Below are 13,595 nucleotides of genomic sequence, written 5' to 3' on the forward strand. Positions count from 1 at the left end.
GCAGTATGGTAATTTCTGAAGCTCAGGGGCGGCTTCCGGGCATCGCCCCTGTTTCCGTTATAGATATCGGATCCAACTCCGTTCGTCTGGTCGTCTACGAGGGACTGACCCGGGCTGCGACGGTGCTTTTCAACGAGAAGGTGTTGTGCGGCCTTGGCAAGGGCCTCGGCGCCAATGGTCGCATGGACGACGAAGGCGTCGAGCGAGCGCTTGCGGCGTTGAGGCGCTTCAAGGCGCTCTCCGATCAGGCGCGCGCCACGGAGATCCACGTCCTCGCAACCGCAGCTGCCCGCGAGGCGAGCAACGGTCCGGATTTCATTCGCAATGCGGAAGCGATCCTTGGGCAGGAAATTCAGGTTCTTTCCGGCGAGGAAGAAGCGAAATATTCGGCGCTCGGCGTCATCAGCGGCTTTCATGATGTCGACGGGATCGCCGGTGACCTGGGTGGCGGCTCGCTGGAACTCATCGACATCAAGGGGCATGAATTCGGTCGCGGCATTACGCTGCCGCTCGGTGGCTTGAGGCTTTCGGAAAGCTCGGGCAACTCGCTTGCCAAGGCACGCACCTTCGCCCGCAAGCAGGTCAACACCGCGCGTTTTCTGGAAAAGGGCGAGGGCCGGACCTTCTACGCTGTTGGCGGCACATGGCGTAATATCGCCAAGCTCCATATGGAGATGATCAATTATCCGCTGCACATGATGCAGGGCTATGAGCTTTCGCTTGAGGAAATACAGAGGTTCCTTGACGAGGTGATTGCAGCCAAGGACTCGAAGGACGGCGCATGGCAGGCGGTTTCCAAGAACCGCCGCTCGCTTCTTCCCTACGGCGCGATCGCCATGCAGGAAGTGCTGAGCGTGATGAAGCCGGCGAAGATCACTTTCTCGGCGCAGGGCGTTCGCGAGGGCTATCTCTATTCGCGCCTGCCGGATGCTGAACGTGAGGCGGACCCGCTTCTTGTTGCCGCCGATCAGCTCGCGATATTGCGCGCCCGGTCCCCAAAACACGCCCGCGAACTGGCGGACTGGACCGGCCGCATGATGCCGTTTTTCGGCATCGTAGAGACAGAAGAAGAGAACCGCTATCGGCGCGCTGCCTGCCTCGTTGCCGATATTAGCTGGCGTGCCCATCCGGATTATCGCGGCGCGCAGGCGATGAACGTCATCGCCCATTCGTCCTTCGTCGGCATCAGCCATCCCGGGCGCGCCTACCTGGCGCTCGCCAACTATTATCGCTTCGAAGGGGTAGGCGATAATGGCGATACGGGTGCACTAGCGACGATTGCGACACCGCGCCTTCTGGACCTTGCCAAGCTGCTGGGCGGATTGCTGCGCGTGGTTTACCTGTTCTCCGCCTCCATGCCGGGCCTCGTCCACCACCTGACTTTCCGCCAGTCGACGACGCCGGATCTCGATCTAGAATTCGTCGTGCCGCATGAATATGCCAATTTCGCCGGCGAGCGTCTGGATGGACGCCTCCAGCAACTGGCGAAGTTGACCGGTAAACGGCTGGCTTTCAAGTTCGAATAATCAGGCAAGGTCGGCGGTTTTTCCATCGCCGACCTCCGTTTCCGCGCTGCGTTATTCCTCGATATTCGGCTCCACCAGCCTTGCGAGATTGCGCAGGCATTCCTGCCAGCCAAGGTAGCAGGCTTCCGCAGGGATAATATCGGGCACACCCGCCTGGGTGATGTCGAGATCGGTTCCGACCGAGACTTTCTTCAAAAGTATCGTCACCTGCATCTCGCCCGGCAGATTCGGGTCTTCGAACCTGTCGGCGTAACGGATGCGCTCACCGGCAACGAGTTCATGAAATTCGCCGCCGAAGAAGTGGCTTTCGCCGGTGGTGAAATTGCGGAAGGACATCCGGAATGTACCGCCGACCTTTGCATCGAGAGAATGCACGGTGCAGGTAAAGCCGTTCGGTGGAAACCATTTGGTGAGTGCATCGGGTTCAATGAAGGCGCGGTAGACCTTTTCCGGGCTGGCCGTCAGAACGCGGTGCAGTTTGATCGTGCTCGACATGCTCGTTTCCTCCTTGATGATGAGCATTATGCTCTCAGGACGAGACAGGCCCATATGTTCCGACATCGGCCGCTGATTTTTATCGTGATCGATTGCGAGTAGCGTATCGGCAAAACGAAGACGCGACCGGCTGGAACCGATCGCGTCCGCAGAAATCGCTTTAAGGCGCGTTACTTGGCCGACAGGAACTCGCCGACTTCCAGCAGGCTGAACTCATTGTCGTCCGCCTTGTCGACGGCACGGCCGGCAGAGAAGGGCAGGTTGTTGTCGTTGCCAATCACGATATGGGTGGCGTCGACCTGATCGACGTTTTCGATCGTGACGAAGGGCATGTCATAGACGCCGGACTTACCGCCTGCGACCTTCTTCTTGTTGTCCGGGTCCTGGATGTTCATCAGGTCGATATAGCCGATCTTGCGGACGGCCTTGCCGACATTGGCGTCATTGAACTCGATCTTGTAGACGCGCTTCAGTTCGGCCGGCGCATCGAAGCAATCCGCCTTCGGCTGCTTCGGATCGGCGCAGGCTTTGTCCTTGGTGCCGGCGCCATTGTCGCGCTCGATGACGAGGGCGGTGGTCGCGTCGAGCATGTTGAAATCGCCGATGGCGACGCCCTTTTCAGCCAGCGGATAGAGCCAGGAGCGGCCCGTCCAGGTCTTCGAGGCGATATCGAACTCGATGACGCGCAGCGCGGTGCGGCCATCGGCCTGTTCGACCTTGCCGTCTTCGAGGAAGAGCGGGCCTTCCAGCAAGCCGTAAAGCTTGGAGCCGTCCTTCGACATCGCCATGCCTTCATAACCGCCCGAACGCTTCAGGTTGAAGACAGGCAGCTTGGCCGCAGGATTGGCGGGCATGGAGAGCGTCGGATTGTCGGGAGACTTGACCGACTTGCCGTCGACCATGGTGGCGACGACGTCGGTGAGCTGGCCGAGAGCATCGACCTTGATGAGATAGGGGCCGAATTCCTCGCCGAGCCAGAAACCGTCACCGACCGGCTGGATAGACTCAATGTCGAAATCGGCGCCCGTCAGGTAACGCTTTTCCGAGCCTTCCATGACGATCGGGAAAGGCGCGATCCTGTTCGGATCCGAGAGGAAGATGTTCTTGACCACGTCCACCTTGTTGGTCGACCAGTCGAACTTCACCTGATGCAGGAAGAGCATCGCGTCGGAAGAGTTGGCCTTGGATCCGAAGCCGTTGTCGGACAACGTCCAGAACGTGCCGTCAGCCATCGCCTTGATGCCGGAAAAACCCTGAATCGGCTGGCCGTCCATCGGCAGCTTCACGTCGGTGATGCGCGCGCCATCCTTGCCGTCGACCGTGCCAAGTTTCTCGACGCGCTTGCCCGGCGTCGTGAACTTGCCGGAGGTCTTCAGGAAGTCAGGTGCATCGGCAGGTGCCGCCGTCATCGTGTTGGCCGGCAGGATCGCCTGGCCGGCGAGCTTGGCCGGAAATTCCTTGTCGTCCGCAAAGGCGGAACCGGCGAGGAGTGCGGCCATCGCAACGGAAGTGATAAAGGTTTTGGTCATGAAAACACCTGATCGTTTCGCATTGAACATGCGAGTGTCGATAGGTTGCCCGCATGACGGGCAGGTGATGGTGCGATGAAGATTTGATGACTGGGATTTTGTTGTGCCCGCCTGCCACCGATTTGGGCGTGATTATCGCGATCCGCTGCGCAAATCATTCCAGCGGCCCGGCGTCATGCCGAAGGCCTTGCGGAAGTGTCGGGTGAAATGGGCCTGGTCGGAAAATCCTGCTGCGGCAGCTGTTTCGGCAAGTCCTGTGCCGATCGACATCAGCCTTTTGGCCTGCTCCAGTCGACGCATGACGAGATAGCGATGCGGGCTGGTGCCGAGCAACCGGCGGAACTGCCTTGCAAGCTCATAACGGTCGATGCCGGTAATCACTTCCAGATCTTCGGAGCGCACCGCCTCGGTGCTGTTATCCTCAAGAAAATCGCGGGCGGACAGAACAGCGGTCCGAGCCATTGCCGTCATCGCTTTGCGAGGCATGCTTGCCTGTTGCGAGAGGCCGGCGGCTATCCGCATCACCGCGTCATCGAGCACGAGGTCATCCGGCTCGCGATCCAGATCGCCGAGAATGTCGGCAAGCGCCTGCCAGAGGCCGGCATCTGCGACGATGGGGTCGCTGACAAAAGGCAGGGCGCTTCCATGGCCGTCAACGGCCCCGATCAGTTCGGGCGGCACGTAGATCATCCGGTAGATCAACCCATCAGCGGTGCCGGCGGCACCGTCATGCACCTCGTCGGGATGCAGCACGATGACATTGCCGGGATTGCTGAAGCGTTCGGAGCCACGATAACGGAATGTCTGCACGCCATGCAGCGTCATCCCAGTGCATAGGTATCGTGGCGGTGCGGTGAAAAGCCGTTTCCACGAAAACGCGCCTCGATACGCTCGACGCCCTGGCTCGGCATGGCGATACGCATGCCGTCGCGGAATTGCCCTTTGCACGAACGTTCAAGACCGTCCGCGCCGGTAGCCGCTAAATGTTCGGCTCTTTCCATACCCCGAACGGAGTTTTCCCGCATGTTCGACACCAAGATCGCGATTGTTGTTCGCGACGACCTCGCCACCTGGCAGAAGCTCAACGTTACTGCATTTCTGACAAGCGGTATTATCGCTCAGTCACCGGCTGTCATCGGTGAAACATACCGGGACGCGGTGGGCAATGTCTATAATCCGCTGTCGATCCAGCCGATCGTGGTGCTTAGCGCGGATCAGCAGACGCTGCGCACCATCCAAAGGCGCTCTCTGGAGCGTGAAGTCACCACATCAGCTTATATAGAGGAGATGTTTGCGACCGGTCACGATGCGGCCAATCGCGAGGTGTTCTCGCAGTTCAGCCCTGACGATGCCAAGCTGGTCGGCATCGCTATGAGGGCGGAAAGGAAACAGGTCGACAAGATCACCAAGGGCGCGAAGATGCATCCCTGATGGTGGCAGTGCTCGAGCGTCGAAGCTTAAAGCTCGACCGCCTCGACCTTCTTGTCGACGAAGCGCAGTGCTACTCCGCCTTCGATCAGCTTCAGTGCCGTGTCGCCGAAAAGCTCCTTGCGCCAGCCGGAAAGCGCCGCGACATTGGCCTTCTCGCCTTCGGAGGCGATCTTTTCGAGATCATCCGTATTGGCGATGACTTTCGCAGCCACGCCCTGCTTGTCGGAGATGAGCTTGAGCAGCACCTTCAGCAGTTCGACAGCCGCAGCCGTGCCTTCGGGCACATGGGAATGCTTGGGCGGATGCGGCATGTCGGCCTTGGGCAATGCGAGCGCGGCATTGACTGCTTCCACGATGGCTGTTCCCGAGGCCGAACGCTCCCAGCCCTTCGGGATGGTGCGCAGACGACCGAGCGCTTCGGTATCCTTCGGTTGCTGCTGGGCGATTTCGTAGATCGCATCGTCCTTCAGGACACGCGACCGCGGCACATTGCGGCTGCGGGCTTCCCGCTCGCGCCATGCGGCGACGAATTTCAGGATGGCGAGTTCTGAAGGCTTGCGCAGCCGCGCCTTGAGCCGCTGCCATGCGTCGTCCGGATGCAGATCATAGGTGGACGGGTTTTCGAGGATCGCCATTTCCTCGGTCAGCCACAAAGCGCGGCCTTCACGTTCCAGCTGTTCCTTGAGCGCCAAATAGACGTCCCTCAGATGCGTGACGTCCGCCAGTGCGTAATCGAGCTGCTTTTCCGACAGCGGCCGGCGGCTCCAGTCGGTGAAGCGCGACGACTTGTCGATATGGACGTTCTTGATGCGGCTGACGAGCTGGTCATAGGAGACGCTGTCGCCGAAGCCGCAAACCATGGCGGCAACCTGCGTATCGAAGATCGGATGCGGCACCAGCTTGCCGAGATGATGGACGATTTCGATATCCTGCCGTGCGGCATGGAAAACCTTCACCACCGCGGGGTTCGCCATCAGCTCGAAGAAGGGCGCAAGATCAAGCCCTTTTGCCAGCGGATCGACGAGAACCTCCAGGTCCGGGCTCGCCATCTGGATGAGGCAGAGTTCCGGCCAGAACGTCGTTTCTCTCAGAAACTCCGTGTCGATGGTGATGAAATCCGATTGCGCCAGCTTGGCGCAGGCGTCTTGAAGAGCTGCGGTTGTTTCGATCATTGGTCCGTTCACAAGCGGTGATCAACCTTCCTTTCGCGTTGAGCAGCGCATGTCAAGACCGGCAGAGGCTTGCTAAGGCGTTAGTCCCTGCCATCTTTTTCAGGCGGTGCCGCCAGCCGGTTGAAATAGGCGGATGTGCGCAGGAGCGCGCGAAAGCGGGAATGCCGTTCGGACAGAGGCACGGGCGGTCTCACCCCCATGCGCAGGAGCGTGAAGATGAGAAAGCCGGCGAAGATGAAGGACGTATAGGCGAAGAAGGCGCGCGGGCCGAAATACTGGAGCAGGATGGCGGCGAGCAGCGGCCCGACGATCGCGCCGACCGACCAGAAGAAAAGCAGCCCGGCCGCGATAAGCGCATATTGCCCGGGCTTGGCATGGTCGTTTCCATGCGCAGAGCACAGGGAATAGAGCGGCATGGAAAACGCGCCGAACAGGAACACGGCGATAATATTGGCCGTCTCGTTGGTGCCCGCACCGAAGGAGAGATAACCGCCGGTCAGGATCGATCCTATCGTCGCCCAGACAATCACGCGCCGTCTGTCCAGTTTGTCCGAGTAGGCGCCGAGCGGATATTGCAGCACCACGCCGCCGATGATGCCGGCGCTCATGAATGTGGCGATCGAGGTGATGTCCATGCCGATCTCATGCGCATAGACAGGCCCGATATTACGGAAGGCCGCCATCGAGAGACCGACGGCGATAACGCCCACGACGGCAAGCGGAGAGATCTGCCAGACCGCCTTGAGGTCGAAGGCCACGGCGTCCGGCGGGGCCGGACTGGATTTGTCGGCGATAGAAATCGGCACAAGCGACAAGGTCATCGCTATCGAAATGATGGCGAAAAGCGCCTGGCCTTCAATGCCGATCGTCGGAATGAGATATTGGGCGAAGGTGACGGAGCCGAGATCGACGAAACGATAGATCGACAGCGTTCTCGCCCGGTTTTCATTCGTGACCTTGGCGTTGATCCAGCTCTCGACAGTTGCAAATAGGCTGGCGACAGCGATGCCGATCAGGAAGCGCAGAAAAGTCCATGCGACGGGATCGATCACCTGCGCCATCACGACGGAACAGGACGCGCCGATCGCCGCCATTGCTGCAAAGGTACGGATGTGTCCGATCGAGCGCAAAAGCCGCGAGACGTAGATGCAGCCGACGGCGAAACCGACGCTGTATCCGGCGCCGATCATGCCGATTGTCGTCGGTGAAAAGCCCTCGGCCGTGCCGCGTAGTGCGATATAGGTGCCCTGCAGTCCGTTTCCGCCGATCAGGATGCCTGCGGTGACGAGAAGTGGCACGAGGGGCTTGATATGGCTCATCGGGGAATCTTTGCGCGGGGATGTCGCCCCAAGCTGTAGCTTGCTTGGCAGCACTGCGACAGGCCTTTTCCACCGAAAGCTGTTCATGTTGCTGGAAAATATCAGGATGCTGCGAGTAAGCATCGGCTGGTCGCCGCCCCGGATGATTTGGACAGCCGGAGCGTGCGTTGTTATCGGCTTGGCCGCAAGAGGCGGAAGCTATTGTTGGGGCCTGACTTCCATGAAGACGGATTGGCTGCCGTCCCTATGGAGCGCGATAACATCATAGGATGCATCAGGGTCAGTACCCATGCCCAGGGAACCTGCCGGCATGCCCGGAACAGCGACGCCCACGATTGCGGGTCGGTCTGCCAAAATCTTCTGGACGACTTCGAGTGGCACATGCCCTTCGAAGATATAACCGGCCGCGAATGCCGTATGGCAGCTCTGCAATTCGTCCGGTATGCCGTAACTGGCTCTTATGATGTCCATGTCTTCGACATTTTCCACGCGAAGCGGAATGCCGGAAGCCTTGAGTGCTTCGGCCCAGCGGTCGCAGCATTGGCAGGCCGCGCCTTTATAGACGACCATTTCGGCAGCGAGGGTGGTGGTGGAAATGAGGGATGCGGCGCTCATCAGCGCGAAGGCGAACGATCTCGCCATGAAACTGTGTCTGTTCACGATAGGTCTCCTTGGATCAGCGAACGTTTTTCGGTTCGGCCGTCAGGCCGTGTGCTGTTGTCCAGGGAGGGATTTTGGGGGAGGCGGCAGCGGACCGCAAAGCACGGCTTCGAACGATATCTCAACCGCAAGCTCATAGGCAGCGGCAAGCGGTGGCTGGAAGGTTATCTGGCAATCCGGCAGGATCGCCAGCGTTGGCGATTGCGTAACGTAAGGCACGAGCACGCAACCCGCTTTGGAACACTGCTTTTCGATCCGATAGCCGCGCGTCGGCATACGGCTGCCATGAAGGACGAATTCTATCTGGGTGGCGAACACGCGGCCGGGCATGGATGCGCCATAAACCTCGGGTCCGCGCGATAGAGACAGCGCAGCCAGAAGCATCAGCAGGATCCGGACGGTTTTGACCATGAACCTATGATTGCACCGGCTCGGGTCATAAGGAAAGTGGTGCCGCCAAGGACATAAGTACGCAGCCCAGCCCTCCCAATGTCGACTAACTTGCACATTGGTTTCGTGCCGGAGATGGGAGGCTTGGCCGACTATCATGTGCTAACCGGGCTTGCGCAAGCATTGCAACCTTGACAAATCGGAGCGCACATGCGCTTTTCGCGCCGATTTTCCATGCGATCGGCGGCCGTGCTTCGCACGCCGTAAAAGCCGTTCCCAAGCATCAGTCCAGGATTGAAGTCATGCATCGTTACCGCAGCCACACCTGTGCAGCCCTCCGCAAGTCGGATGTCGGCTCCAATGTCCGCATTTCCGGCTGGGTCCACCGCGTGCGAGATCATGGCGGCGTTCTCTTCGTCGACCTTCGCGACCACTATGGCATGACCCAGGTCGTCTGCGACCCGGACTCACCGGCCTTCAAGACGGCTGAAGTCGTTCGCGGCGAATGGGTCATCCGCATCGACGGCACCGTCAAGGCGCGTTCGGAAGACACCGTCAACAAGAACATGGCGACCGGCGAAATCGAGCTTTACGCCAAGGAAATCGAAGTTCTTTCGGCCGCCAAGGAATTGCCGCTGCCGGTCTTCGGTGAGCCGGAATACCCGGAAGACGTGCGTCTGAAGTATCGCTTCCTCGACCTGCGTCGCGAAACGCTGCACAAGAACATCGTCAAGCGCACCCAGATCATCGCCGCGATGCGCCGCGAAATGACCGCCGGTGGCTTTACCGAATATTCGACGCCGATCCTGACGGCTTCCTCGCCGGAAGGCGCACGCGACTTCCTCGTGCCGTCGCGCATCCATCCCGGCAAGTTCTTTGCTCTGCCGCAGGCACCGCAGCAGTACAAGCAGCTGATGATGGTTGCCGGTTTCGACCGCTATTTCCAGATCGCGCCGTGCTTCCGCGATGAAGACCCGCGTGCCGACCGTCTGCCCGGCGAGTTCTACCAGCTCGACCTTGAAATGAGCTTCGTCACCCAGGAAGAAGTCTGGGAAACGATGGAGCCGGTCATGCGCGGCATCTTCGAAGAATTCGCTGAAGGAAAGCCGGTCACCAAGGAATTCCCGCGCATCCCTTACGACGTCGCGATCCGCAAGTATGGTTCCGACAAGCCGGACCTACGCAACCCGATCGAGATGCAGGCTGTCACCGAACACTTCGCCGGTTCCGGCTTCAAGGTGTTTGCCGGCATGATCGCCTCCAACCCGAAGGTCGAAGTGTGGGCTATCCCGGCCAAGACCGGCGGTAGCCGCGCATTCTGCGATCGCATGAACGCCTGGGCACAGCAGCAGGGTCAGCCGGGCCTCGGCTACATCTTCTGGAAGGAAGAAGAGGGCAAGGTTGCCGGCTCCGGTCCGCTTGCCAAGAACATCGGTGAAGAGCGCACCGCAGCGATTGCCGCTCAGCTCGGTCTGGAAGCAGGCGATGCCTGCTTCTTCGTCGCCGGCGAACCGGAAAAGTTCTACAAGTTCGCAGGTGAAGCGCGTAACCGCGCTGCCGACGAACTGGGTCTGGCCAACAAGGACCAGTTCGCGCTGTGCTGGATCGTCGACTTCCCGTTCTTCGAATACAACGAAGAAGAAAAGAAGATCGATTTCGCCCACAACCCGTTCTCGATGCCGCAGGGCGGCCTTGAAGCACTCGAAGGCCAGGATCCGCTGACGATCAAGGCCTACCAGTACGACATGGTCTGCAACGGCTTTGAAATCGCCTCGGGCTCGATCCGTAACCAGCTGCCGGAAGTCATGGTCAAGGCCTTCGAAATGGTCGGCCTCAGCCAGCAGGACGTCGAAGACCGTTTTGGCGGCCTCTACCGTGCCTTCCAGTACGGTGCGCCTCCGCATGGCGGCATGGCAGCCGGTGTCGACCGCGTCGTCATGCTCCTGACTGGTGCCAAGAACCTGCGCGAAATCACGCTGTTCCCGATGAACCAGCAGGCACAGGACCTTCTGATGGGCGCCCCGTCGGAAGCAACTCCGACCCAGCTGCGCGAACTGGCGATCCGCCCGATCCCGCCGGTAAAGAAGGACTGATCTCAGTCCCTCAATCTGCCAATTGTCAAGCAATTTCGACGGCGGCCCTAGGGTCGCCGTTTTTGCATGGCCGTGCAATGCATGTGTGCATTTCTGCGTTGCAGAACTGTCATCGAAATTTCGCTTCTGGATTGATGTTTATTTAAGGTCCGCAAGGCACTTATCCCGGAAAACGCATCTGCCTCGGGATTTTCAGACTTGGCCTTCTTTTCTAATCTTCGCATCTCGCATCGTGTCTTTTTGCTTGCCGTTCTGGCTCTGGTCGGGATCGTGGCCATCTCCGCGATCTTTCTCGGTCAGCGACAGGTGGAGGCTGGATATAGAGCGACGGCGGATGCCCTGACGGAAAAGCAGGCCGCGGTTGCCAGCATGTCTGCGAGTGTGCGCGACAGTCTTCTGTGGGAGCAGTCGTTTCTGCTGCACAAGGATATGACGGCGGTCGAGAAATTCCAGAAGGCGATCGGTGAGGTTCGCACCGGGCTTGATGGACTGAAAGCTTCCGCGACGGGCGAGTTGGTCGGCCGGACTGAAAATCTTGCCGATGGCCTAAAGGTCTATGAAGACGCCTTCGCCGCACTGGTTGCGGACAATCAAAATCTGGGTCTCGACCAGAATAGCGGCCTTGAAGGCGCAATGCGTTCTGCGGTCCATTCAATTGAGCAGAGGCTGGAAGCTGTTGAGGAGCCGGCCATTCGCGCCAGCATGTTGATGTTGCGCCGCCACGAGAAGGATTTCATCCTGCGCGGCAATGCCTCCTATCTGGAAAAACATACCGCTGAGGCCGAAACATTCGCCGCGCTGGTGAAACAGGCCTTTCGCCCCGGCGCGCAGCGCAGCCGGGTGATGGATTCGCTCGAGGTCTATCGCACGGCCTTCAGGCTTTATGTTGAAGGAAGTCTGAAGCAGATCGAGTCTGCTCGAAACGTATCGGCAGCCTATCAGTTGATGGAGCCCCAGGTGGAGGCGGTACGTGCCGCCTATGAAGCGCAAAGAACGGCTGCACTGGCGGAAAACAGCAGGATAGCCGGTCGCAATCTGATGATTGTCGCAGCATTGTTGTTTGGCGCCGTCGCAACGCTAATAGCTGCCGTTTGGCTGGTTGGCCGATCCATCACACGACCCGTCGCTGCCATGACCGATGCAATGCGCAAGCTGGCCGGTGGTGAGACGGATATCTCAATCCCCTCGCTGAATGCCCGTAACGAGTTCGGCGCGATGGCGCAGGCGCTCGATACCTTCCGGCAGGCGGCAATAGCCAACCGTCGTCTTGAACAGGAGGCCGAGCAAGCGCGTAGCCGTGCCGAGATCGAGCGCAGGCGCATCCAGGAACATGCGGAGGCAGAGGCACGGGACATGCTGCAGCAGGCGACGCAAGGCCTTGCTGCGGGCCTGCACCGTCTGGCCGCCGGCGACCTGTCCTTCACGCTCGCCGAGCCCTTCGCTCCCGATTTTGAGGCTCTGCGAAGCGACCTTAACCAGACTGTGGCACGCCTTTCTGATGTCATGGCCGAAATCGCTCATGCCAGCGGCTCGATCGAAGGCGGAAGCCGGGAGATTGCCGGCAGTGCTGACGATCTGTCCCGCCGTACAGAGCAGCAGGCGGCCTCGCTTGAGCAAACCGCAGCGGCTCTTGACGAGATCACCGCCAATGTCGGCAACTCGTCGCGCCGGTCGCAGGAGGCGCATGGTCTTGCAGGCGATGCGAACAAGGCGGCGGAGCATACGCGCGTGCTTGTTGAGAATGCGCTGGATGCCATGCGGCGCATCGAAGGGTCGTCTGCAAGGATTTCGGGCATTATCGGCGTGATCGACGAGATCGCCTTCCAAACGAACCTGCTGGCGCTGAATGCCGGTGTGGAGGCTGCGAGGGCAGGGGAAGCAGGCCGTGGCTTCGCGGTTGTGGCGCAGGAAGTACGTGCGCTTGCCAGCCGCTCGGCCGATGCCGCGCGCGAGATCAAACAACTCATTCAGGTCTCGACGGACGAGGTGAAGGATGGCGTCCGCTCGGTTCGCGATACCGGCGAAGCCTTGACCGGGATTGGTGCCCATATCGCGTCGATCAACGTTCAGGTCGAAGCGATCGCGGTGTCCGCTCGCGAGCAGTCGGTCGGCTTGGGCGAGATTAACAGTGCCGTCAACCTGCTTGATCAGGGCACACAGCAGAACGCGGCCATGGTTGAGGAAAACAATGCCGCCAGTGCGCTTCTGATGACGGAAGCCCGGAGACTGCGCGAGCTCGTCGGCATGTTCACGCTTCGCGCCGAGAAAATCTCGCGGGAAGACCGATACCTCGATATCCGTGCGGCCTGATCGCATCAGAAGTTGCGTGCCGAGATCGCGCCGGCCCTCAAAAGCCCTGCGGGCGGGCGCTTAAGTATTGCTACAGTTTTGCCATAGTTTTTGCCCCAATTAAGGCGGGTAAAAATACGGAACCATCTCAAGGCGACGGTGTTGTTACTGCCAGCAAGTAGCAAGGGAGAAGCAACATGCGTAAACACCTGCTGGTCGCCTCCGCGGCCCTGATGGCTCTTTCCGGTGCGGCATTCGCCCAGACGACCGTCATCACCCAGGACCCGGTGACGACCAATTCGACAGTCGTTTTGCCGGGTGAAGTCCGCACCTATGTGATGGAGCAGCCGATCGAATCCGTGCCCTATGAGGGCGACGTGCTGGTTGGGCGTGTATTGCCCGATACAGTCGAAGTACGCCCGGTTGAGGGATATGACAATTACGGCTACACGATCGTCAACGAGCGCCGTGTGATCGTCGATCCCCAGACACATACGGTGATCCAGGTTCTCGAGTAATACTCGCCAAGATCATTTCCGGTCGACCGGAAAATAAAGCCCGGAAGTTTGAAAACTTCCGGGCTTTGCCATTTGTTGTTGCCGCCTTTCGCGCCCGCGGCTAAATATCACGCACCACAAGGACTCGGGTGAAACTCCCGGGTGGCTCTTCCGGCCGCCGATCCGCCGGACAA

At 59.7% G+C, this 13,595-nt stretch carries 13 protein-coding genes and 1 other annotated feature (1 of these 14 running past the window's edge); of the genes, 5 read left to right on the forward strand and 8 right to left on the reverse strand.

Annotated features, from left to right (window positions below; all coding sequences use genetic code 11):
* Window positions 1-5: 5 nt before the first annotated feature.
* Window positions 6-1,526 (forward strand): exopolyphosphatase, encoded by a 1,521-nt coding sequence (gene ppx / locus JNB91_RS08325; RefSeq protein WP_220325049.1) that lies wholly within the window; start codon window positions 6-8, stop codon window positions 1,524-1,526.
* Window positions 1,527-1,577: 51 nt separating this feature from the next.
* Here the strand turns inward: ppx and JNB91_RS08330 are convergent, their stop codons facing one another.
* The 4 genes from JNB91_RS08330 to JNB91_RS31400 form a co-directional block, all read right to left on the reverse strand.
* Window positions 1,578-2,021 (reverse strand): SRPBCC family protein, encoded by a 444-nt coding sequence (locus JNB91_RS08330; protein WP_220325050.1) that lies wholly within the window; start codon window positions 2,019-2,021, stop codon window positions 1,578-1,580.
* Window positions 2,022-2,191: 170 nt separating this feature from the next.
* On the reverse strand, window positions 2,192-3,550 hold the full coding sequence (locus JNB91_RS08335; protein WP_220325051.1) for an esterase-like activity of phytase family protein: 1,359 nt from the start codon (window positions 3,548-3,550) through the stop codon (window positions 2,192-2,194).
* Between the two features lie 132 nt (window positions 3,551-3,682).
* Window positions 3,683-4,375 carry an AraC family transcriptional regulator gene (locus JNB91_RS08340; RefSeq protein WP_346269291.1) on the reverse strand — a complete coding sequence of 231 codons (693 nt, stop codon included), beginning with the start codon at window positions 4,373-4,375 and terminating at the stop codon, window positions 3,683-3,685.
* Complete coding sequence (locus tag JNB91_RS31400) at window positions 4,372-4,551, reverse strand: hypothetical protein (protein ID WP_346269292.1); 180 nt, start codon at window positions 4,549-4,551, stop codon at window positions 4,372-4,374. Before JNB91_RS31400 ends, JNB91_RS08340 begins: the two co-directional genes overlap by 4 nt.
* Before the next feature lie 22 nt (window positions 4,552-4,573).
* Between JNB91_RS31400 and JNB91_RS08345 the strand changes: the two genes are divergently transcribed.
* Entirely contained in the window at window positions 4,574-4,981 is a 408-nt protein-coding gene (locus JNB91_RS08345; protein WP_220325052.1) for a DUF2000 family protein, read from the forward strand.
* Window positions 4,982-5,007: 26 nt separating this feature from the next.
* On the opposite strand, the gene rnd is transcribed toward JNB91_RS08345, so the two are convergent.
* From rnd to JNB91_RS08365, 4 genes are all read right to left on the reverse strand, one after another.
* Entirely contained in the window at window positions 5,008-6,153 is a 1,146-nt protein-coding gene (gene rnd, locus JNB91_RS08350; RefSeq protein WP_220325053.1) for a ribonuclease D, read from the reverse strand.
* An 80-nt stretch (window positions 6,154-6,233) separates the two neighbouring features.
* Entirely contained in the window at window positions 6,234-7,472 is a 1,239-nt protein-coding gene (locus JNB91_RS08355) for an MFS transporter (RefSeq protein WP_220325054.1), read from the reverse strand.
* Between the two features lie 198 nt (window positions 7,473-7,670).
* Window positions 7,671-8,132: a DUF411 domain-containing protein gene (locus JNB91_RS08360; RefSeq protein WP_346269293.1), complete on the reverse strand. Its 462-nt coding sequence runs from the start codon at window positions 8,130-8,132 to the stop codon at window positions 7,671-7,673.
* A gap of 42 nt (window positions 8,133-8,174) precedes the next feature.
* Window positions 8,175-8,543: a hypothetical protein gene (locus JNB91_RS08365; RefSeq protein ID WP_220325055.1), complete on the reverse strand. Its 369-nt coding sequence runs from the start codon at window positions 8,541-8,543 to the stop codon at window positions 8,175-8,177.
* A 281-nt stretch (window positions 8,544-8,824) separates the two neighbouring features.
* Here JNB91_RS08365 and aspS point away from each other — a divergent pair, with 281 nt between their 5' ends.
* The 3 genes from aspS (at window position 8,825) to JNB91_RS08380 (ending at window position 13,422) form a co-directional block, all read left to right on the forward strand.
* Window positions 8,825-10,615: an aspartate--tRNA ligase gene (gene aspS / locus JNB91_RS08370; RefSeq protein WP_220325056.1), complete on the forward strand. Its 1,791-nt coding sequence runs from the start codon at window positions 8,825-8,827 to the stop codon at window positions 10,613-10,615.
* 198 nt (window positions 10,616-10,813) lie between these two features.
* Window positions 10,814-12,925, forward strand: coding sequence for a methyl-accepting chemotaxis protein (locus JNB91_RS08375; protein ID WP_223218103.1), 2,112 nt, complete (start codon window positions 10,814-10,816; stop codon window positions 12,923-12,925).
* A 176-nt stretch (window positions 12,926-13,101) separates the two neighbouring features.
* Window positions 13,102-13,422, forward strand: coding sequence for a DUF1236 domain-containing protein (locus JNB91_RS08380; protein WP_220325057.1), 321 nt, complete (start codon window positions 13,102-13,104; stop codon window positions 13,420-13,422).
* A gap of 117 nt (window positions 13,423-13,539) precedes the next feature.
* Window positions 13,540-13,595 (forward strand) — a sequence feature (sul1 is cis-regulatory element that is thought to sense ions involved in sulfur or methionine metabolism; They are found in Alphaproteobacteria) (it continues 2 nt past the right edge of the window).

The sequence above is a fragment of the Aliirhizobium wenxiniae genome (assembly GCF_019511445.1).
GTDB classification, from domain to species: domain Bacteria; phylum Pseudomonadota; class Alphaproteobacteria; order Rhizobiales; family Rhizobiaceae; genus Neorhizobium; species Neorhizobium wenxiniae_A.

What these genes read in the sequence shown, in the direction of transcription:
- aspS (WP_220325056.1), top strand. Translation starts at nt 8,825, where the DNA reads ATGCATCGTTACCGCAGCCACACCTGTGCAGCCCTCCGCAAGTCGGAT.
- JNB91_RS08365 (WP_220325055.1), bottom strand. Translation starts at nt 8,543, where the DNA reads ATGGTCAAAACCGTCCGGATCCTGCTGATGCTTCTGGCTGCGCTGTCT.
- JNB91_RS31400 (WP_346269292.1), bottom strand. Translation starts at nt 4,551, where the DNA reads ATGGAAAGAGCCGAACATTTAGCGGCTACCGGCGCGGACGGTCTTGAA.
- JNB91_RS08340 (WP_346269291.1), bottom strand. Translation starts at nt 4,375, where the DNA reads ATGACGCTGCATGGCGTGCAGACATTCCGTTATCGTGGCTCCGAACGC.
- JNB91_RS08345 (WP_220325052.1), top strand. Translation starts at nt 4,574, where the DNA reads ATGTTCGACACCAAGATCGCGATTGTTGTTCGCGACGACCTCGCCACC.
- JNB91_RS08355 (WP_220325054.1), bottom strand. Translation starts at nt 7,472, where the DNA reads ATGAGCCATATCAAGCCCCTCGTGCCACTTCTCGTCACCGCAGGCATC.
- rnd (WP_220325053.1), bottom strand. Translation starts at nt 6,153, where the DNA reads ATGATCGAAACAACCGCAGCTCTTCAAGACGCCTGCGCCAAGCTGGCG.
- JNB91_RS08335 (WP_220325051.1), bottom strand. Translation starts at nt 3,550, where the DNA reads ATGACCAAAACCTTTATCACTTCCGTTGCGATGGCCGCACTCCTCGCC.
- JNB91_RS08380 (WP_220325057.1), top strand. Translation starts at nt 13,102, where the DNA reads ATGCGTAAACACCTGCTGGTCGCCTCCGCGGCCCTGATGGCTCTTTCC.
- JNB91_RS08330 (WP_220325050.1), bottom strand. Translation starts at nt 2,021, where the DNA reads ATGTCGAGCACGATCAAACTGCACCGCGTTCTGACGGCCAGCCCGGAA.
- ppx (WP_220325049.1), top strand. Translation starts at nt 6, where the DNA reads ATGGTAATTTCTGAAGCTCAGGGGCGGCTTCCGGGCATCGCCCCTGTT.